Annotated in this window: 16 protein-coding genes; 8 read left to right on the forward strand and 8 right to left on the reverse strand. The window is 75.9% G+C overall.

The genetic code is table 11. The features are described 5' to 3' along the window. Positions 1-53: 53 nt before the first annotated feature. From EKG83_RS17045 to EKG83_RS17060, 4 genes are all read left to right on the forward strand, one after another. Positions 54-1292, forward strand: coding sequence for a WD40 repeat domain-containing protein (locus EKG83_RS17045; RefSeq protein ID WP_211269211.1), 1239 nt, complete (start codon positions 54-56; stop codon positions 1290-1292). A 190-nt stretch (positions 1293-1482) separates the two neighbouring features. After that, positions 1483-2907: a rifampin monooxygenase gene (gene rox, locus EKG83_RS17050; RefSeq protein WP_033434023.1), complete on the forward strand. Its 1425-nt coding sequence runs from the start codon at positions 1483-1485 to the stop codon at positions 2905-2907. 93 nt (positions 2908-3000) lie between these two features. Next, positions 3001-4431: an FAD-dependent monooxygenase gene (locus tag EKG83_RS17055; RefSeq protein WP_033434022.1), complete on the forward strand. Its 1431-nt coding sequence runs from the start codon at positions 3001-3003 to the stop codon at positions 4429-4431. Further along, the gene (locus tag EKG83_RS17060) at positions 4428-5039 is read left to right on the forward strand and encodes a TetR/AcrR family transcriptional regulator C-terminal domain-containing protein (RefSeq protein ID WP_033434021.1); all 612 of its coding nucleotides are present in this window, start codon (positions 4428-4430) and stop codon (positions 5037-5039) included. Before EKG83_RS17055 ends, EKG83_RS17060 begins: the two co-directional genes overlap by 4 nt. A gap of 116 nt (positions 5040-5155) precedes the next feature. Here the strand turns inward: EKG83_RS17060 and EKG83_RS17065 are convergent, their stop codons facing one another. Further along, positions 5156-5377 carry a hypothetical protein gene (locus tag EKG83_RS17065; protein WP_033434020.1) on the reverse strand — a complete coding sequence of 74 codons (222 nt, stop codon included), beginning with the start codon at positions 5375-5377 and terminating at the stop codon, positions 5156-5158. Between the two features lie 204 nt (positions 5378-5581). On the opposite strand from EKG83_RS17065, the gene EKG83_RS17070 reads away from it, so the two are divergent. Then, positions 5582-6811, forward strand: coding sequence for a glycosyltransferase 87 family protein (locus tag EKG83_RS17070; protein ID WP_084716943.1), 1230 nt, complete (start codon positions 5582-5584; stop codon positions 6809-6811). On the opposite strand, the gene EKG83_RS17075 is transcribed toward EKG83_RS17070, so the two are convergent. Continuing rightward, positions 6756-7379: a superoxide dismutase gene (locus EKG83_RS17075; protein WP_033434019.1), complete on the reverse strand. Its 624-nt coding sequence runs from the start codon at positions 7377-7379 to the stop codon at positions 6756-6758. The two genes, EKG83_RS17070 and EKG83_RS17075, sit on opposite strands and share 56 nt — an antisense overlap. A 141-nt stretch (positions 7380-7520) precedes the next feature. On the opposite strand from EKG83_RS17075, the gene EKG83_RS17080 reads away from it, so the two are divergent. Then, positions 7521-8237 carry a zf-HC2 domain-containing protein gene (locus tag EKG83_RS17080; RefSeq protein WP_153278178.1) on the forward strand — a complete coding sequence of 239 codons (717 nt, stop codon included), beginning with the start codon at positions 7521-7523 and terminating at the stop codon, positions 8235-8237. 151 nt (positions 8238-8388) lie between these two features. Here EKG83_RS17080 and EKG83_RS17085 read toward each other — a convergent pair whose 3' ends face one another. Then, positions 8389-9492 carry a cysteine synthase family protein gene (locus EKG83_RS17085; RefSeq protein WP_051766620.1) on the reverse strand — a complete coding sequence of 368 codons (1104 nt, stop codon included), beginning with the start codon at positions 9490-9492 and terminating at the stop codon, positions 8389-8391. A gap of 162 nt (positions 9493-9654) precedes the next feature. Continuing rightward, positions 9655-10350, reverse strand: a complete 696-nt coding sequence (locus EKG83_RS17090) for a DJ-1/PfpI family protein (protein WP_033434018.1) — start codon at positions 10348-10350, stop codon at positions 9655-9657. A 138-nt stretch (positions 10351-10488) separates the two neighbouring features. Between EKG83_RS17090 and EKG83_RS17095 the strand changes: the two genes are divergently transcribed. Then, positions 10489-13659: an ATP-binding protein gene (locus EKG83_RS17095; protein WP_033434017.1), complete on the forward strand. Its 3171-nt coding sequence runs from the start codon at positions 10489-10491 to the stop codon at positions 13657-13659. Here the strand turns inward: EKG83_RS17095 and EKG83_RS17100 are convergent. After that, a complete protein-coding gene (locus EKG83_RS17100; protein WP_051766628.1) occupies positions 13635-14384 on the reverse strand; it encodes an ABC transporter permease in 750 nt (249 codons plus the stop codon). The two genes, EKG83_RS17095 and EKG83_RS17100, sit on opposite strands and share 25 nt — an antisense overlap. Before the next feature lie 38 nt (positions 14385-14422). Beyond that, a complete protein-coding gene (locus EKG83_RS17105) occupies positions 14423-15418 on the reverse strand; it encodes a daunorubicin resistance protein DrrA family ABC transporter ATP-binding protein (RefSeq protein ID WP_033434066.1) in 996 nt (331 codons plus the stop codon). A gap of 305 nt (positions 15419-15723) precedes the next feature. On the opposite strand from EKG83_RS17105, the gene EKG83_RS17110 reads away from it, so the two are divergent. Continuing rightward, the gene (locus EKG83_RS17110) at positions 15724-16572 is read left to right on the forward strand and encodes an NAD(P)H-binding protein (RefSeq protein ID WP_033434065.1); all 849 of its coding nucleotides are present in this window, start codon (positions 15724-15726) and stop codon (positions 16570-16572) included. A gap of 167 nt (positions 16573-16739) precedes the next feature. Here EKG83_RS17110 and EKG83_RS17115 read toward each other — a convergent pair whose 3' ends face one another. Together EKG83_RS17115 and EKG83_RS17120 are read right to left on the reverse strand one after the other, a co-directional pair. Next, positions 16740-18689 carry a hypothetical protein gene (locus EKG83_RS17115; RefSeq protein ID WP_033434015.1) on the reverse strand — a complete coding sequence of 650 codons (1950 nt, stop codon included), beginning with the start codon at positions 18687-18689 and terminating at the stop codon, positions 16740-16742. A 1-nt stretch (position 18690) separates the two neighbouring features. Continuing rightward, positions 18691-19551, reverse strand: coding sequence for an SGNH/GDSL hydrolase family protein (locus EKG83_RS17120; RefSeq protein ID WP_033434014.1), 861 nt, complete (start codon positions 19549-19551; stop codon positions 18691-18693). Between the last annotated feature and the right edge of the window lie 35 nt (positions 19552-19586).

Here is a 19586-nt window from a genome sequence, read left to right on the forward strand (position 1 = left end):
ATCGGGGCCGCACGGCCCCGATGGGTGTCGGTCCGGGCCAGTACGGTGCCCGGATGACTGTTGTCGAGATCGCCTTACGCGCGCGAGCCGGCGGCGGCGCCCCGGTCGAGCGGGTGGTGTGCCACCCGACCCTCCCGCTGGTCGCCTGCCTCGACTCGGCGCGCCCGGCCGTGCACGTCTGGGACTGGGGAACGGGGTCGCTGCGGGAAGTCGGGACCGTCGGCGCCGAAGCGGCCCCCTACGGCGACGCCCTGGACTGGGACCGCACGAGCCGCACGCCCGCCGTGGCCTGGCACCCGGACCAACCGCTGCTCCTGGTCGCCGGCGAGGGCGGCGTGGTGCGGTGGACGCCGGCCGGTACCTCCACCCCGGCAGGCGTCCCGCCCGGGACCTCCTACCGCGACCTGGCGTTCAGCCCGGACGGCCGGGTGCTGCTGGCGTCGCCGTCGTCGGACGGCGCGTGGGACCACTCCGACGTCGTCGACCTCGCGACCGGGGCGGTCGAGGTCGGCCCGCGCTGGGACACCGGGATCACCGCGCACCCGGCCGGCGGGCTGGTGGTCACGCTGTGCAGCGACCAGGGCGCGACGCTCGGCCTGTTCGCGCGGGTCGACCCCGGCCTCCGGGTGCTCGACCGGGCGCTGGTCCTGGACGTCGACGGCTACGAGGCACCGGTGTTCAGCGCCGACGGGCGCCGGCTGGCGATCCGGGGCAACGCCTACGAGAACACCCTGGAGGTGTTCGACTTCCCCTCGCTCGAACTCGTGCTGTCGACCACGCTCGGCAGCCCCAGTCCGGGCTACCCGTACCCGCCGGAGTGGCTGGACGAGATGCACTCCTGGTCCCGGCACAACATCGCGTTCGGCGCCCCGCCGGGCTCGCTCTGGGTCGGCACGCCGGCCGGGGAACTGGTCGAGCTGGACCTGGACGGTGAGCGGGCGGTCGAGCACGAGGTGCTGGACTCCCCGGTGACCGCGCTGGCCGCCGCGGCGGCCGGTGGGCTCGTCGTGGCGGGCGGGAACGGCGAACTCGTGCTCCTGTCGGTGACCGCCGACCCCGCGACGGCCCGGGTCGTGGACCACGAGGCGTCACGGGCCGCGGTCGCGACCTTCCTGGCGACCGCCTCCGAGGTGCCCGGCCACGACGACCTGGAGGAGCGCCTCGTGCTGACCGACGGGACGCGGGCCTGGGACGCGGAGGAGCTGGCCGGGGTGACCGAGGCGGAGGCGACGGACCCGACCTGGCTGCGCCTGCGGGCCGCCGTCAACACCGCGCGCGACCGGAACGCCTGACAGGACCGCTTCGAGGCCGCGCCGGGAGGGGACGGGTACTCCCCGCCACTTTCAACATATAGCGCACAGGGGGTCTTGCGGCAAGACCCCGGTCTTGCCGCACAATTCGCGGCCTGGTCGGGACCTGCGGATAACGGGAATTCGCGAAATACGCCCCGGCCGGAATCCCACTTCGGCGAATGGGCGGTCCATGTTCGACGTGATCATTGTTGGCGGCGGCCCCACCGGCCTGATGCTGGCGGCGGAGCTGCGGCTGCACGACGTGCGCGTGCTCGTGCTGGAGAAGGAGGCGGAGCCGACCAGGCACGTCCGCTCGCTCGGCCTGCACGTGCGCAGCATCGAGGTGATGGCCCAGCGCGGCCTGCTGGACCGGTTCCTCGCGCACGGCACGCGGTACCCGCTGGCCGCCTCCTTCGCCGGCATCAGGAAGCCCGCGCCCGACCGGCTGGACACCGCGCACGGCTACCTCCTGGGCATCCCGCAGCCGGTCACCGACCGCCTGCTGGCCGAGCGCGCCGCGGAATTGGGCACCGAGGTCCGGCGCGGCCACGAGGTGGTCGGGCTTGAGCAGGACGAGCACGGGGTGACCGCGGAGCTGGCCGACGGCACCCGGGTGCGCTCGCGCTACCTGGTCGGCTGCGACGGTGGCCGCAGCGCGGTGCGCAAGCTGCTCGGCATCGGCTTCCCCGGCGAGCCCGCCAGGTCCGAGGTGCTGCTGGGCGAGATGGAGGTGGGCGTGCCGCCGGAGACCGTGACGGCGGTGGTGGAGGAGGTCCGCAAGACCGAGAAGCGGTTCGGCCTCATGCCCCTGGAGGACGGGGCGTACCGCGTCGGCGTGCCCGCCGAGGGGGTGGACGAGGACCGCGGGGTGCCGACCCTGGAGGAGGTCAAGCGGCGGCTGGAGGCGGTGGCGGGCACCGACTTCGGCGTGCACTCGCCGCGCTGGCTGTCCAGCTTCGGCGACGCCACCCGGCAGGCCGAGCGCTACCGGTCCGGCCGCGTGCTGCTGGCCGGCGACGCGGCGCACGTCCACCCGCCGACCGGCGGGCAGGGGCTCAACCTGGGCGTCCAGGACGCGTTCAACCTGGGCTGGAAGCTGGCCGCCGAGGTCGACGGCTGGGCGCCGGCCGGGCTCCTGGACACCTACGAGGCCGAGCGGTACCCGGTGGGCGCGGACGTGCTGGTCAACACCCGCGCGCAGATGCACCTGCTGTCCCACGAGCCGGGCGTGGACGCCGTGCTCAAGGTGCTGTCGGAGCTGATGGACTTCGAGGAGGTGAACCGGTACCTGATCGAGAAGATCACCGCGATGGGCGTCCGCTACGACTTCGGCGAGGGGCACGACCTGCTCGGCAGGCGGCTGCGGGACGTGGAGCTGAAGGGCGGTCGCCTGTACGACCTGACGCACGCGGGCCGCGGGCTGCTGCTCGACCAGACCGGTCGGCTCTCGGTCGGGGGGTGGGCGGACCGGGTCGACCACGTCGTGGACGTCAGCGGGGAGCTGGACGTGCCCGCCGTGCTGCTGCGGCCGGACGGCCACGTGGCCTGGGTCGGTGACGACCAGGGGGACCTGGTCGACCACCTGCCCCGGTGGTTCGGGGAGCCCGTGCGCTGACGGGTCCCGGGTGAGGGCCGGATCACCCCCCACCTCCTTGGTCGGTGACCTAGTCTGACGTCAGGTTATTGGTCACCGACCAAGGAGGAGTTCGTGGACGTTCAGGTGGCGGTGGTCGGGGGAGGCCCGGTCGGCCTGTGGCTGGCGGCCGAGCTGCGGCTCGGCGGCGCGTCGGTGGTGGTGCTGGAGTCGCGGTCCGAGCCGGACCCGCGCTCCAAGGCCCTCACCCTCCACCCCCGCACCCTGGAACTGCTGGCCTCGCGCGGCCTCGGGAACCGGTTCCTCGCCGAGGGCGCCCGCGTACCCGCCGGCCACTTCGCCGTGCTGGAGCAGCGGTTGGACTTCTCGGTGCTGGACACCCCGTTCCCGTTCACGCTGGTGGTGCCGCAGGCCCGCACCGAGCGGCTGTTCGAGGAGCACGCCCGCGACCTCGGCGTCGACGTGCGGCGCGGCCAGCGCGTCACCGGGGTCGTCCCGGGCGAGGACTCGGTGACCGTGCACGTCGACGGGCACGACCTCGTCGCGGACTACGTCGTGGGCTGCGACGGCACCCGCAGCACGGTGCGCGCAGCGGCCGGCATCCCGTTCTCCGGCACCCCGTCGACGGTCTGGGGGTGGCTGGCCGACGTCGTGCTGGACGAGCCGCCGACCGGCACCACCAGTTGGGTCACCGAGGACGGCCTGGTCATGGTCGTGCGGCTGGCCGCGGACCTGCACCGCGTCGTGGGCATCACCCCCGCCGACGTCCGCGCCGACCGGCCCGGCGAGCCGACCCTGGCCGAGCTGCGCGCCAAGACCGCGGCGGTGGCCGGCACCGACTTCGGCATGCGGGACCCGGTGTGGCTGTCGCGCTTCGGCGACGCCTCCCGCCTGGCCGACCGGTACCGCGCCGGGCGGCTGCTGCTGGCCGGTGACGCGGCGCACCAGCACTTCCCCGCCGGCGGGGTGGGGCTCAACGTCGGCGTGCAGGACGCGGCCAACCTGGGCTGGAAGCTCGCCGCGGTCGTCCGCGGCCGGGCCCCGGAGGCGCTGCTGGACACCTACGAGGCCGAACGCCGCCGGGTCGGCGCGGACCTGCTCGACCACACCCGGGCCCAGACCGCTCTGATGACCGCGTTCACCCCGCGGGGGCTGGCGCTGCGCGGCCTGGTGAACCGGTTGGTCGCCACGCACCCCGGCGTCTCGGCGGACCTGGCCGGCCGGCTCTCCGGGCTCGCCGTCACCTACCCCGCGGCCGAGGGCGACCACCCCCTGGTCGGGCGGCGCGCACCCCACGGGGACGGCCTGCTCGCCGCGCTGCGGCCGGACCGGTACGTGCTGCTGGACCTGACCGGCACCCTGGGCGACGTCGACGGGGTCGTGGTGCTGCGCGGGGAGGTGGGCGACCGCCCGGGGTGGAGGGGTGTGCGCGCCGCCCTCGTCCGGCCCGACGGCCACGTGGCGTGGGCGGACCGCCCCGACGACGACCTCCCCGCGGCGACGCGCGCGGCCGTGGCCGCGCTGCCCCTTATCCTGGGCCGGTGACCAGGGCGGGCAGGCCGAGCCCGGCGCGGTTGGACCGGGCCGCCGTGGTCCGCGCCGCGCTGGACGTGCTCGACGAGGGCGGGCTGGAGGCGGTGTCGACGCGCGCGGTCGCCGCCCGGCTGGGCGTGCGGATGAACACCGTGCTGTGGCACGTGAAGTCCAAGGCGCGGCTGCGCGAGCTGCTGGCCGACGCCATCCTCGCCGACGTCGACCTGCGGGACCTCCCGGACGGGTGGCGGGACCGGGCGGCCGAGCTGGTGCGGCGCCTGCGCGGCGCGCTGCTGGCCCACCGCGACGGCGCGGCCGCGGTCACCGGCACCTACGCCGCCGAACCCGCCACCCTGCGCTACGCCGAGGCGCTGGTGGACGCCCTGCTCGCGGGCGGCGTCGACGACCGGCGCGCCGCGTGGGCGGCGTGGTCGCTCACCTACCTGGTGCTGGGGCTGGTGCAGGAGGAGCAGGCCGCGGGCGGTGCGGGCGAGCTGGGGCCGGCGGTCGTGCCCGACGTGCACCCGGCGCTGCACCAGGCCCTGCCGCACCTGGGGCCGGGGGCGTTCGCCGAGCGGTTGGACTTCGCGGTGGAGCTGGTGCTGGGCTCCCTGGCCTGACGCGCGTCCCGGCGGCGGTGCTCGTGGCGGGTCCCGCGGCCGGGGGAGCGGGGAATCCGGTGGACCCGGCCGGCTCCGCCGTTGTGTTTCCGAACGCCCCGACGAGCCCCGCTGAGCTACCGGGAGGTCCTGCGACTGCCGCTGTGGTCGGGCAGCACGCCGGAAGCCCTGGAGTCGTACGCGCTCGCCCGCGACGCGATCCACGACGCCCCTTTCGGCAAGGTCCGGATGCCGCGCCGGCCGCTCGCCGACCGCCCGGCGCCGGAGCGCTCCTGCACCTGGACCGGCGCGGACGACGCGCACGTGCAGCGGGTCAACGCGCCACCGGGGTCCTCCACCGAGCGGTCCGCGATCGCGGTGAACCAGGACGTCCGGACCGCCGGCGGTGACCCGTACCGGGGTACCGCACCGTCCCGCCGCGGTACGCCGGTAGCGCGTGAACCCGCTCCTCCGGCGGGACGACCCCGCGCTGCTCCGTCCGTAGCTTCGTGATCAGCGGTCACCTCCGGCCGTCCTGGCTCACGAGGAACGCGATGGTGCCGTTGACACCCCTGGGAACCCGGACCCTGCTGCCCGTCGTGCCGGTGGTGATCGGCCTGGTCGGCTGGGTGGTGGACGCCCCGCTGGGCATCGACAGCGCGGTCTACCGGTCCGGTGGGCTCGCCGTCCTGCGCGGCGAGCCCCTGTACGACGGGCTGACCACCCTGCCCCCGTGGACCCCGGAGCTGCCGTTCACGTACCCGCCCGTCGCGGCGCTGCTGTTCACGCCGCTGGGGGTGCTGCCCGTCCAGCTGTGCTGGGTCGTGTTCGCCGTGCTGTCCGCGGTCGCGCTCGGCGCGGTGGTGGAGCTGTCGTTCCCCGCGCGGTGGCTGCTGCCGGCGGTGCCGGTCCTGGAACCGGTCTGGCGGACCGTCGCCCTCGGCCAGGTCAACCTCGTGCTGATGGGCGTGGTCCTGGTGGACCTGCTGCTCCTGCGCGGTTCCCGGTGGTCGGGCGTGCTCGTCGGCGTCGCCGCCGCGGTCAAGCTGACACCGCTGATCTTCATCGGCCACCTGGTGCTCACCGGGCGGTGGCGCGACGCCGGCCGCGCGGCGGGCACCTTCGCCGCGTTGCAGGCGGTCGCCTTCGCCGCCCTGCCCGCCGACTCGGTGCGCTACTGGACCTCGGCCCTGGTGGACGGCAACGACGCCACCGGGAACTCCTGGGTGGGCAACCAGTCGCTGTTCGGCGCGGTCCACCGGCTCCTGCCGCCCGGGCCCGCCGCCCCGGTGGTGTCGGTCGCGGCCGGTGCGGTGGTCCTCGCCTGCGGTGCGGTGCTGGTGGCGCGCCGGGACGACCTGCACGCGGCGGTCCTGACCGGTCTCTGCGGCGCCCTGGTCTGCCCCGTGTCGTGGTCGCACCACTGGGTGTGGGTCGTACCGCTGCTCGGCGTCCTGCTCACCAGGGCGTCCGGTGCCGCCGGGTGGGCCGCGGTCCTGGTGCTGTGCCTGGTCTTCGCGGGCTGGGTGGTCGTGGTGCCGACCGAGGGGCGCGTCGCGCCGTGGGCCCTGTGGGGCAACGCCTACGTGTGGGCAGGGCTCGGCGTGCTGGTGGCGCACCTGCTCCGTCGCGGGGGCGTGGGAGTGCGCCGGGGTGCCCCGGACCTCGTTCGGTCCGGGGCACCGGTCGCGGCAGGGGGCTTGTCGGAGCGTCCACTGCCGGGTTGGTGGCCTGCGGTCAGGCGGCGGGCAGGGTGGGGAGTCCGTTGCGGGCGAGGTCGAAGCGGCGGGTGACGTCGGTCCAGTCGACCAGTGACCAGAGCTTCTGGACGTAGTCGGGGCGCACGTTGCGGTACTGGAGGTAGTAGGCGTGCTCCCAGGCGTCGAAGACCAGCAGGGGGCTGGTGTTCATGCCGATGTTGCTGTGGTGGTCGTAGACCTGTTCGACGACCAGGCGCCGGGACAGGGGTTCCCAGGCCAGCACGCCCCAGCCGGAGCCCTGGACGGTGGAGGTGGCGGCGGAGAGCTGCTTGGCGAAGGCGTCGAAGGAGCCGAAGTGCTCGTCGATCGCGGCGGCCAGCTCGCCCTCGGGGCGGTCGCCGCCGTCGGGGGAGAGGTTCTCCCAGAAGATCGTGTGCAGCACGTGGCCGGAGAGGTTGAACGCGAAGGTCTTCTCCAGGCCGACGATGCCGGAGAAGTCCTCCTTGTCGCGGACCTCGGCGATGCGCTCCAGGGTGTCGTTGGCGCCCTTGACGTAGGCGGCGTGGTGCTTGGAGTGGTGCAGCTCCAGGATCTCGCCGGTGATCGCCGGTTCCAGCGCGGCGTAGTCGTAGGGCAGGTCGGGCAGCTGGTACTGGCCCACGTGTGTTCCCCCATCGGTCGGTGTGCTGTTGCCATCAGATACTAACTGCCAGATCTTTGCAACAAGGGCGTCGCGGTGTGCGGCCGGGGCCACCACGAGGCGCCGGGAACTCGGGCCCGGCACGGACCGACTACTCAGGACGTGGACTGCGAAACCTGCCGTGAAGCGCTCTCGGCCCGCCTCGACGGCGAGGACGGACCCGGGCCCGCCGCCGAGGTCGACGCGCACCTGGGGGAGTGCGCGGCCTGCGCCCGGTGGCAGGTCCGGGCACAGGCGCTGACCAGGGCGATCCGGGTGCGCCCCGCCGCGCCCGTGCCCGACCTGGTGGACGCGGTCCTGACCACCGCGCCACCGCGCCACGTCGCCCTGGTCCCGCGCCTGGGGCTGGCCGCGGTGGCGCTCGCGCAGCTGTGGCTGGGGCTGGCCCAGCTGCTCGGCGGGGTCACCGGCCCGCACGCCGGCCACGACATGTCGAGCCACCTGTTCAACGAGGGCGCGGCCTGGAACCTGGCGCTGGGCCTCGGCCTGCTGGTCGCCTCGGTCAGCGCGCACCGCGCCGCCGGGCTGCTGCCCACGCTCGGCGGGTTCGTCGCCGTGCTGCTCGCCTTCTCCGTGCACGACCTGCTCAACGGCGCCGCGACCGCCACCCGCGTGCTGTCCCACCTGCCCCTGCTGATCGGCCTGGCGCTGCTCTTCCTGGTCACCCGCGCCCACCGCGACCAGCCCACCCCCGGCACACCCGCCAAGAACGAGCACGGCGGCGTCGACGACACCTCCGACCACGCCACCCCGGGCCCCTCGCGCCGGCGGGGCAAGGAGCGCAACCTCAGGCCGACCGCCCACCGCCGGGCCGCCTGACCGGGCGGCCTGACCGGGCGGCCTGACCGGGCGGCCTGACCGGGCGGCCTGACCGGGCGGCCTGACCGGGCGGCCTGACCGGGCGGCCTGACCGGGCGGCCTGACCGGGCGGCCTGACCGGGCCGCCTGACCGGGCGGCCCGGCGACGGGGTCACCGCACGGGGTCCTTCCGGCGCTGCTGGGCGGGCACGACCGGTCCGTGCGGGCGCCGGGCCCACGCCATCGCGGCCCACGGCGGGCGCAGCTCGTCCAGCGAGGTGATCTCCACCGGGGCCAGTGCCGCCGGGTCGAGGGCTTCGCGCCAGCGCGTGAAGACGCGTTCGGTGTAGCGGTGGCCGGTGTCGGCGCCGATGACCACGTGCGTGCGGTCGGGGTCGCGGGCGGCCTCCCAGCGGGCGGCCAGGTGGGCGGCCCCGGTGGACAGGCCGGCGAACACGGCGTGCTCCCGCATCAGGCCGACGGTGGCGGCCATGGCGTGCTGGAAGTCCAGCCAGTGGACGCGGTCGTAGAGCTCGTGGTGGACGTTGTCGAAGTGGATGGCGCTGCCGATGCCGGCGATGATCGCGTCCGGGTCGGTGAACCGCTCGCTGCCGAAGGTGACGCTGCCGAACGGCTGCACGCCCACCAGCCTGGTCAGCGGGTCGTGCTCGCGCAGCGACCGGGTCAGCCCGCCGGTGGAGGCGCCGGTGCCCACGCTGCCCACCACGGTCAGCGGCTCGCCGGGCAGGGCGCGGCGCAGCAGGTCGGCCGGTTCGGCGTAGCCGAGGTGGTGCACGGGGTCGTGGTACTGGCGCATCCAGTGCATGTCGGGGTGCCGGGCCAGCAGCTCGCGCACGCGGGCGACGCGGCGGTTCTGGTCCAGGCGCAGGTCGTCCGACGGCGGCATCCGGTCCACGGTGGCGCCCAGGATCTCCAACTGGGCGCGCATGGTGTCGTTGACGGTGGTGGAGGCCACGACGTGGCAGCGCAGCCCGTACCGGTGGCAGGCCATCGCCAGCGCCAGCGCGTAGATGCCGCTGGAGCTGTCCACCAGCGTCTGCCCGGGGCGCACCACCCCGGTCTCCAGCAGGTGGCGGACCGCGCCGAGGGCGGCGTAGACCTTCAGGGTCTCGAACCGCATCAGCACCACGTTGGGCGCGAGGCGGACGAGGGCGGGCGCCTTGACCGCGTCGGCGATGTGGTCGTGGACCGGCGGCGCCACCTCCCGGCCGGGCGCGAGCGGGCCGCTGTCGCCGCCGGTGGGGGTCAGGGTCATGGTCGGGCCCTTCCGGGTGTGGGGGCGGGTCGTCGGGCGGCGGCGACGCGGTCCGTGGCTGAACCGCTCCAGTCCTACTGGTCGTCCGCGGCACCCCGTTGGTTCCCGGCGTCCTCCACCGGGCAGGCCGGGGAACGGCTCCGGAGCCGTTCCCCGGCCGGATCAGGCCCGCCACACGGTGCCGCGCCGCTCGTACTCCAGGATCGTCTCCACCCGCTGGGTCACCCGCGCGCCGAGGAAGCGCTCCGCCAGCCACAGCGCCACGTCCAGGCCGGAGGTGATGCCGCCGCCGGTGACCAGGTCGCCGTCGTCGACCACGCGGGCGTTGACCACCGTCGCGCCCTGCGCGGCCAGGTCGGCCCTGGCGGCCGTGTGGGTGGTGGCGTTGCGGCCCCTGGTCAGCCCGGCGGCCGACAGGACCATGACGCCGGTGCAGATGCCGACGTGCAGCACGTCGGCGGCGGCCAGGCGGCGCAGGAACTGCTGGTCGGCGATGAGCCTGCGGACACCGGGCCCCGCCTGGTCGGCGTAGCCGCCACCGGGCACCACGAGCACGTCCGCCTCGTGCGGCGACCAGCCCCTGGCCACCTCGACCCGGGTGCCGTAGGAGCAGGTGACGGTGGCCGGGCGACCGGTGGTCACCATCGTGGTGGTGAGCGCGCCGCCGCTCGCCCGCCCGGCCAGCGACAGCACTTCGACCGGGGCCACCCAGTCCTGCTCCTCCACCCCGTCGAACATCACCACCTGCACCCGCAGCGGGGCCGCCGCCGAGGCCGTCGGTGCCGCGCCGACCGCGCCCGCCGCGCCGACCCCGCCGACGGACAGCGCCGAGGCGCGCAGGAAAGTGCGTCGTTCCACGATTACCTCCCGGAGATCCACGTGTTCCAGGAGTCGGGCGGCGGGCGGTCCGAGTTCCCGGCACGGTCCACTCAGGAGCGTTCGCGGACCGCCGCGGTGGTGGCCACGACCGCGACACCGGGCCGATACCCTGGTGCCGTGGGCCCCGACCTCGTCCTGCTGCCAGGGGTGTCCTTCCGCGGCCGGGAGATCGCGGGTCCGCGGCTCCAGGGGCTCGTCGCCCTGCTCGCGGGGGACCTGCGCACCGGCTGCGGCACCGGGCGGCTGGTCGACGGGCTCTGGCCGGACGGGCTGCCGGACAACCCGCCCAAGGCCCTCCAGGTCCTGGTCTCCCGGGCGCGGTCCCGGCTCGGCGCCGACGTCGTCACCCGAACCCCCACCGGCTACCGGCTGACCCTGGCCGAGGACCAGGTCGACAGCTCGGCGGTGCTGCTGAGGGCCGAGGCGAGCGCCCGGTGCGCGCGGGCGGGCGACCACGCCGCCGCGCTCTCGCACGCCGACGCGGGCCTGGCCCTGTGGGGCGGTGCCGAGCCCGTGCCGGGCGACGCGGACGGCCCGGTCGCCGCGTTGCGGGCGCGGCGGTGGACCACCCACCGCGCGCTGGTGCGGGCCCGCGCGCTCGCCCTCGCCCGGCTCGACCGGCCCGCCGAGGCGGTGGACCCGCTGGTCGAGCTGGCCGCCGAGCGACCGCGCGACGAGGAGGTGCTGGTCGAGCTGCTGCGGTGCGAGGCGGCCACGGTCGGCCCGGCCGCGGCGCTGGCCCGCTACGACGAGTACCGGCGGGCGCTGCGCGACGAGCTGGGCACCGATCCCGGCCCGCCGGTGCGGGCCGAGCACCGGCGGCTGCTCCGGGGCGCGCCGCCCGCGGTCCGCCGCGGCGTCGCGCACGAGCCCAACCCGCTGCTCGGCCGGGACGACGACATCGCCGCGGTGGAGGCGCTGCTGCGCACCTCCCGGGTGACCTCGGTCGTCGGGCCGGGCGGTTTGGGCAAGACCCGGCTGGCCAACGCCGTTGCCCGGCGTGCCGAGGGACGGGCGGTCACCGTGGTGCCGCTCGCCGGTCTCGGGGCCGACGAGGACGTGGTCCGCGAGGTGGCGGCCGCGCTCGGTGTGGGCGGGAACCGGGCGCCCGGCGACGTCGCCGCCATCGCGGCCGCGCTCGCCGGGCCGTCCCTGCTGGTGCTGGACAACTGCGAGCACGTCGTGGCCGGCGTCGCCGACCTGGTCGGCGCCCTGGTGTCGCGGACCGCCGAGCTGCGGGTCCTCACCACCGGCCGGACCCCGCTGGGGCTGTCGTCGGAGTCGGTCCACCGGCTGCCGGGGCTGAGCGCGCGGGTGAGCGCCGAGCTGTTCGGCCAGCGGGCGCGGGCGGCCCGGCCGGGCGTCGACCTGCCCGCGGCGGCCGTGGCGGAGGTGTGCCGGCACCTGGACGGGCTGCCGCTCGCGATCGAGCTGGCCGCCGCGCGGGTGCGGGCGTTGTCCGTGCCGGAGATCGCCCGGCGGCTCGACGACCGGTTCGCCCTGCTGCGCGGCGGTGCCCGGGACGCGCCCCCGCGCCACCGCGCGCTGCACGCGGTCGTCGACTGGAGCTGGAACCTGCTGGACCCGACCGGTCGGGCGGCGATGCGCGCGCTGTCGGTGTTCCCCGACGGGTTCACCGCCGACGCCGCGCGCCCGCTGCTCGGGGCGCTGCCCGGCGTGGACGTGCTCGCGGTGCTCGAACACCTGGCCGACCACTCGCTGGTCGAGGTGGTCGACACCCCGTCGGGCACCCGGCTGCGGATGCTCGACACGATCCGGGAGTTCAGCGCCGCGCGCCTGGCCGAGGAGGGCGGGGCCGACCACGTGACGACCGCGTTCCTGGGGTGGGCGCGGGCGTTCGGCGCGGCCAACCACGCGGCCCTGCTCGGCCCCGGACCCGACGACGCGGCCGCCGCGGTCCGGGCGGAGCAGGAGAACCTGCGCCAGGCGCTGGGGCAGGCCCTCGACCGCGACGACCGGCCCACCGTCGCGGCGGTCGCCGCGGTCCTCGGCGTCGCGTGGACCGTCCGGTCCAACGCACCGCGGTTGGCGGAGCTGGTCCGGCAGACCTCCCGGACGCTGGTCCGCCACCGGCCGGGGCCCGACCTGGTCGAGCCGACCCGGACCGCCCTGACCATCGCCGTGGCGCACGCGTTCGCCTCCGGCGGGCCGCGGCCGGTGCGGGAGGTCGCCGCGCTGCGCCGGCTCGGCCCGGCGAAGCCGGACACGGTGGTCCGGGCCGTCGGCCGGGTGGTCGGCGCGCTGGGCGACCCGGCGGAGCTGCGGCGGCTGTGCGACCACGCCGAACCGCTGCTCGCCGGCGTGGCGGGCGCCTTCGCCGGCTACCTCCGGGAGGGCGCCGGCGACCTCGACGGGGCGCTGGTGGTGACCAGGCGGGCGCTCGACCTGTTCACCGGCCTGGGTTCGCCGTGGCCGCGCGCCTTCGGCCACGGCCGGGTGGCCGAGCTGTGCCTGCGCCTGGGACGGGGGGCGGAGGCCCGCGACCACCTGCTCGCGGCGCTGCCGCTGCTCGGGCGGTTCGGTGCCCGGGTCGACGAGGTCGGCGTCCGGGCGTGGCTGGTGCTGGCCGACCTCCAGGTCGGTGACGCGGCCGGGGCGCAGCGGTGGCTGGACGGGCTGGCGGGGGTCGTGCTCGACGACGACGAGGCCGAGGCGATGGGCTACGACCTCGCCATCCGCGGCGAGGTGCGGTTGGCGCGCGGGGAGGTGGAGGCCGGACTGGGGTTGTGGCGCCGGGCGGTCGACCAGGTCCGGGGCGCCGGGGACGCGTGGGCGGTGGAGGCGCGGGCGGTGGCCGTCGTCGCGCACGCCAGGCACGGTCGGCTCGACCTGGTCGCCGACGTGGCCGACGCGTTGCCGGGGGTCTCGGCGCACCTGGTGGCCCACCTGCCGGCCGAGCCGGTGCCGCACGTGGCGGGGTGGGCGACCTGCGGTGCGCTGCTGCTGGCCGTGGCGACGGCGGATTTGGCGCGGGGTGGTGCCGGGGGTGGCGGGGGTGGCGGGGGTTTGGTCGGGGGTGGCGCGGACCCTGCCCGGGACGGCGCCGACCGGACCCGTGCGGCCCGGATGATCGCGCTGGCCGAGCGGTTCCCGTTTCCGCGCACCTTCCACCCCACGATGGCCTCGGCGCCGGCCAGGGCGGACGCCGAACGTGCCGACCGGGCGGCGTACGACGAGGCGGTGTCGTCGTACGCCGCCCTGGACCGGGCCGGGCTCCGCGCGGTGGCGCTGGAACTGCTGGGTCAGCGCGCCCGGTCCCGCTCGTAGAGCCGCTTCGCGCACAGGTAGCCGGCCAGCGCGATCGCCGCGCACCAGCCGAGCGCGAGCGCGGCGCCGTTCCCGATCGGCGTGCCCAGGAGCAGGCCGCGCAGCGTCTCCATGATCGGCGTGAACGGCTGGTGCTCGGCGAACCACCGCAGCCCGGCCGGCAGCGAGTCGGTGGGCACGAACCCGCTGCCGAAGAAGGGGAGCAGCGTCAGGAGCAGGGTCAGGTTGCCCGCCCCCGCGACCGTCCTGCTCGCCAGCCCCATCGCGACGGCCGACCACACGGAGGCGAACGCCGTCGCGACGAGGACCCCGGTGGTGGCCAGCCACTCGACCGCGGTCGCGTCGGGCCGGAAACCGACCAGCACGGCCACCCCCAGGACGGCGGCGAGTTGCAGCAGGACCTGCACCAGGCTGCCCAGCACGTGCCCGGTCAGGACCGACGCGCGGGCGATCGCCATGGTGCGGAACCGCGCGATGATGCCCTCCCGCATGTCCACCGCCACCGCGAACGCGGTGCCCTGGACCGCGTTGGCGATGGTGATCAGCAGGATGCCGGGCGTGACGTAGTCGACGTAGGCGGCGCGACCGCCCGACCCGCCGAGGCCGTCGCCGAGCGTGCCGCCGAGCACGTAGACGAACAGCAGCAGCAGGACGACCGGCACGGCGAGCAGCATCAGCAGCGTCGGCAGGTTGCGCGACATGTGCCGCAACTGGCGGCGCAGCATCGTGGCCGAGTCGCGGGCGGCCAGGCTGATCGGGGTCGTCACGCGGTCACCTCCTCGGCCGGGTGGCCGGTCAGGGCGAAGAACACGTCGTCGAGGTCGGGGGTGCGGACAGCCAGGCCCACCACCTCGATCGCGGCGGCGTCGAGGCGGTCCAGCAGGGCCTTGAGCGAGCGGACGCCGTTGGCGCCGGGGACCCGCAGGACCAATTCGTCGGTGGGGTGCGGGACGGGGCCGCCGGTCGGGTGCGGTGGGGTGCCCGGTTCGCCACCCGGGTGCGGCGCGATCCGCAGGACCGCGGCGGCCGCGGCCAGGGCGCGGTCGTCGGCGAAGCGCAGCTCGACGTGCCCGCCCGGCACCCGCCGCTTCAGCTCGGCCGGGCTGCCCTCGGCGACGAGCACGCCGCGGTCGAGCAGGGCGATGCGGTCGGCGAGCTGGTCGGCCTCTTCGAGGTACTGCGTGGTGAGGAAGACCGTCACACCCCGGCCGGCCAGGTCCCGGACGACCTGCCACACCTCGCGCCGGCTGCGCGGGTCCAGCCCGGTGGTCGGCTCGTCGAGGAAGATCACCCGCGGGTCGCCGACCAGGCCCATGGCCACGTCGAGCCGGCGCCGCATGCCGCCCGAGTACGCCACGGCGGGCTTGCGCGCCGCGTCCCCGAGGCCGAAGCGCTCGACCAGCTCCGCCGCGCGCCGCCGCCCCTCGGCCCGGCCCAGGTGGTGCAGGTCGGCCATGAGGAGCAGGTTCTCCTCGCCGGTGAGGAGGCCGTCCACGGCGGCGAACTGGCCGGTGACGCCGATCGCCGCCCGGACCCGGTCGGGTTCGCGGGCCACGTCGTGGCCGCAGACGCGGGCCTCGCCCGCGTCCGCGCGGATCAGGGTCGACAGGATGCGGACCACGGTGGTCTTGCCCGCGCCGTTGGGGCCGAGCAGGGAGAAGACGGTGCCTTCGGGTACGCGCAGGTCGATGCCGTCGAGCACCACCTGGTTGCCGTACGACCGGCGCAGGCCGGTCACTGCGATCGCGGGGTCGGTCATGGGGGTGACGGTGCCGCCGGGGCGGAACACGGCGGTTTCACCGCGGTTTCACCCGCTTGTCGCGGGCGCCGGCTGTGCCCTACATTCGTGATCGGCACTTGTTCCTGCGTGAGACGCCGACCGGGGTCGACCGGTCGAGCGGGACGATTCGAGGTGGTTCCCGAGCGCGAAGAGGACCGCGTCCCCGGTGTGGACGGCGGTTGGAGCCTTTTCCCGTCTCGATGAGGCGTGCCCTCGGCGTGCCCGGTTCGTCCTGTCCGCCAGGAATTTCCCCCGGCGCCACCGCGCGCCTGTTTGGAGTGCTCGTGATCCTCGTCCTCGGTGCCACCGGCAAGGTCGGTCGCGCCCTCGTCCCCGCCCTGCTCGACGCCGGTGCCCGCGTCCGGGCGCTGACCCGCGACCCCGCCCGCGCCCGCGTCGACCCGCGTGCCGAGGTCGTCGCCGGCGACCTCGACGTGCCCGCCGACCTGCCGCGCCTGGTCGACGGCGTCGACAAGGTCTTCGTCCTCACCTCCGGCCACGGGCGCGACGGCGTCACCCGGGAAGCGGCGATCGCCCGCGAAGCCGCGCGCGCCGGGGTCGCGCACCTGGTGAAGCTGTCCACCACGGGTGTCCACTTCGGACAAACCGATCCGATCAGCCTGGCCCACGCCGAGTCCGAGGAAGCCGTCCGGCAGGCCGGTCCCGCCTGGACGGTCCTGCGGCCCGGCACGTTCATGGACAACCGGCTCGCGTGGCGCCGGTCGGTCGTCGAGTTCGGCACCGTGCACGCGCCGGAGGACGACCCGGTGTCGGCGCTCGTGCACGCGCGCGACATCGCCGCCGTGGCCGCGCTGGTGCTGACCACGCCCGGTCACGAGGGCGCGACCTACCCCCTGACCGGCGACGAGGCGCTCACCACCGGGCAGCAGGTCGAGGTCCTGGCGGCGGCGCTCGGCAGGCCGCTGGAGTTCGTCCAGGAACCCGAGGCCGCGGCCCGGGAGCGGATGCTGTCGTTCGGCTGGCCGCGATCGGCGGTCGACGGCGTGTTCGACCTCAAGCGGCAGTCGGCGGGCAACGAGGGCGTCGTGTTCGACACCGTGCGGACGCTGCTCGGCCGGCCCGCGCTCACCTTCGCCGACTGGGCGCGGGAGAACGCGCACCTGTTCCGCTGATCGGGCCGGGGCCCCGACCGGCGAGCCGGGGCCCCGCTGGATCACTCCCGTCGGCGGAGCCGCCGGATCACCTCGTCGGCGGGGCCGTTGGATCACTCCGTCGGCGGCCCCGCTGGATCACCCCGTCGGCCGGGCCGCTGGATAACCCCGTCGGCGGAGCCGCCGGATCACCCCGTCGGCGGGGCCGTGCAGGGTGCGCCGCCGCACACGTCGACCACCAGCCCGGTCGTCAGGAAGGCGGCCTTCTGCCGGCGCGCGTCGACCGACGAGCGCGGGTCGGAGTGCGGGTCGCGGCCGTACTCGGGCTCGGTCGGCGGCGTGTTCGTGGTCGGCGGCGCCGGCGTGCCGCTGTCCCACACCACCATCGCCGAACCGGCGTGGGGCAGCCGCGCCGGCTCGATCCCCCAGTGCGGGACGCGGTCCGGGCTGCGGCCGGGTGCCAGGGCGGGCGTGACGAGGCGGGCGCCGATGGTGCGCGCCTCCACGTCCGCCGCGACGTTCGCCACCTGGTGGTCGCCGAACGCGATGTGCATCAGCACGCGGCGGTCGCCGAGGTGGTTGGCGTAGCCGTTGGTCTCGCCCCGGTCCCACAGCAGTTGCAGCAGCTGCAGGACCACCTGCTGGCGCAGCCGGTCCGGGTACGACAGGTCCAGCACCTGGTGGAACGGCGCGAAGTCGCTGCTGCGGTTGAGCAGTACGCCGTAGTTCATGCCGGTGACGCCGAGGACCGCGGTGCGGACGTCCGGCGACGCCGCGACCAGCGCGCCGCCCAGGATGCCGCCCTGGCTGTTGCCGTCGAAGACCAGCGGGCGGGTGGTGTCGACCAGCGGGCGGCCGTCGTCGGTGCGGAACGCCTGGTGCGCCACCAAACCCTGCGGGTGCGCGAGCGCCCGGCCGACGAAGATCGCGTTCAGGATGCCCTGCTGCGAGCGCTCGGGGATCGCGGCGAACAGGGTGATGTCGGCGAGCGCGGCCAGCACCACCGGGATGTCGTCCTGGGCCATGCCGATCCAGTCGGTGGCGCAGAAGGTGAACCCGTGCTCGGCGGCCATCGCCTTCACGTTGCCCGCGCCCACCTCCGAGCGCGACCCCAGCAGCCCGTGGCCGTACAGGGCGGGCCACGAGGGCTGGGCGAACGCGGAGCGCGGCACCTCGCAGCGGAACTGGGCGTCGACCGGGCCGAACAGCGAGCGGCGCGGTGTGCCGTCCGAGGCGCGCCGGAGCACCGAACCAGGCAGGCCGCCGGGCAGGGTCAGGTAGCTGGGCACGGTGACCCGGCCGGTGATCTCGCGGGCGATGCGGGCGTCCTGCTCGGGCGTGAAGTCGGTGACGCCGGTGACGGTCGACGCCGGCGCCCGCGACCCCAGCTCGCGCAGGGCGTCGTCGCGGATGGTGAACAGGTCGCCGGTGAGGCTGCGCGTGCTCGCCACGGTGAAGTCCCACGCCACGTGCGCCGCGCGCGGGTCGACGCCGTGCGCGGCGAGCGCCGCCAGCGCGGGCCGGAGCTGCTGCTGCCGCGCGCGCAGCGGGTCGTCCTCGGCCAGGTCGGGGCCGGCGACCCGGGCGAACGCGGGGTTCGGCACGATCGCGCCGCCGGCGGCGTCCCGCAGGCCGCGCAGCGCCACGACGTACCGGTGCCCGTCGCGGAGGTTGCGGGCCGGGTGGACCAGCAGCGCCCGGCGCTGCGGGTCGTTGGCGTCCAGCTCGGCCCAGTGCGGCCACCGCTCGCCGGTCGCCGCGTCCAGCAGCACGACGGGTGCGTCGGCGTCGAGCGAGCGGCCGATGTCGGTGACCGGGGCCAGGCCGCTGGTCGCCGGGTCCAGGCCGGGCACGTGGGCGATCAGGGTGGAGCCGGGGGAGAAGCCGTCCGCCCGGTTCCACGGGGTCGGGTTCGGCGCGCTGCCCAGGGCGTTGCGCGGCAGCACGTCCGGGGTGAGCGCGAGCCGCCGCCCGGTGGGCGTGGCCGGGTCGGGCCGGGTGTGCCAGTCGTTGGGGAAGGGCAGCAGGCACTCGCCGGTGCCGCTGCCGAGGGGGTCGCAGCCGGCGGGCTGGGCGGCGGCGGCCGGTGCGGGGACGACGACCAGGGCGATCAGGGCGACGACCGGGAGCAGCCTCACGTCACGCCCCCAGGTGGTCGGCGATGATCCGGGCGTGGTTCGCCTCGCCGAGCCCGTTGGGGTGCAGGGGTGCGGCGAGGTCGGTCGGCACGTACCCCTCGACCCACTTGACGCCGGGGAGTTGGCACGCGTCGTGCCCGGCGCTCGGCGTCCTCAGGTCGACGTACTCGGCGCCGTGCGCCGCGCTCTGCTCGGCGATGACCCGGTTGAGCCGGTCGACACCGCCCTGGAGGAAGTCGGCGTCCGAGGGCAGGACCGGCTGGACCGGCCAGCAGCCGCCGGGCTTGATGTAGAGGCCGTAGCCGGTGGTGACCACGCGTGCCTGAGGCGACCGCGCGTGGATGCCGTCGAGGGCGGCGGCCAGCTCGGGTGCGAACTCGGCCAGGCGCTGGGCCAGGCGTGCCTCGTGCTCGCCCTGGCAGGGGGTCGCGGTGGGGTCGAGCCGCATGCAGTCCTGGGCGATGCCGACCAGGCCCACGTCGTTGCCGCCGATGGTCAGGGTGACCAGGTCGGTGTCCGGGCGCAGCGCGTCGAACTGCGGTGGCGCGGTGCCGGCGGGCAGGTCGAGCAGCGAGAGCTGCTGGGGTTCGGTCAGGTGCCTGCTCGACGCGCCGCTGCAGGTCACGTCGGTCAGCGACGCGCCGAGGCGGGCGGCCAGCCCGTGCGCGTAGTTGTGCGTGGACCGGCCGCAGGCCAGGGGGCCGGTCGGGGTGGGGATCAGCGGCCCGGACGCCGCGGAGTCGCCGAGCGCGACGTACGACGGGGCGTCCGCCGCCGCGACCGGCGACCCGGGTAACGCGACCAGGCAGGTCAGGGCGATCGCCGTGGTGGTGGCGAGGGCGCGGCGAAGGCGTGCGTTCACGGGTGACCTCCGGTGCAGGGTGTGATCGGCGTCAC

This window comes from Saccharothrix syringae (genome assembly GCF_009498035.1).
Lineage (GTDB): Bacteria > Actinomycetota > Actinomycetes > Mycobacteriales > Pseudonocardiaceae > Actinosynnema > Actinosynnema syringae.

Coding starts and splice junctions, on each gene's coding strand:
- EKG83_RS17045 (WP_211269211.1), top strand. CDS start 54: ATGACTGTTGTCGAGATCGCCTTACGCGCGCGAGCCGGCGGCGGCGCC.
- rox (WP_033434023.1), top strand. CDS start 1,483: ATGTTCGACGTGATCATTGTTGGCGGCGGCCCCACCGGCCTGATGCTG.
- EKG83_RS17085 (WP_051766620.1), bottom strand. CDS start 9,492: ATGACCCTGACCCCCACCGGCGGCGACAGCGGCCCGCTCGCGCCCGGC.
- EKG83_RS17100 (WP_051766628.1), bottom strand. CDS start 14,384: ATGCTGCGCCGCCAGTTGCGGCACATGTCGCGCAACCTGCCGACGCTG.
- EKG83_RS17105 (WP_033434066.1), bottom strand. CDS start 15,418: ATGACCGACCCCGCGATCGCAGTGACCGGCCTGCGCCGGTCGTACGGC.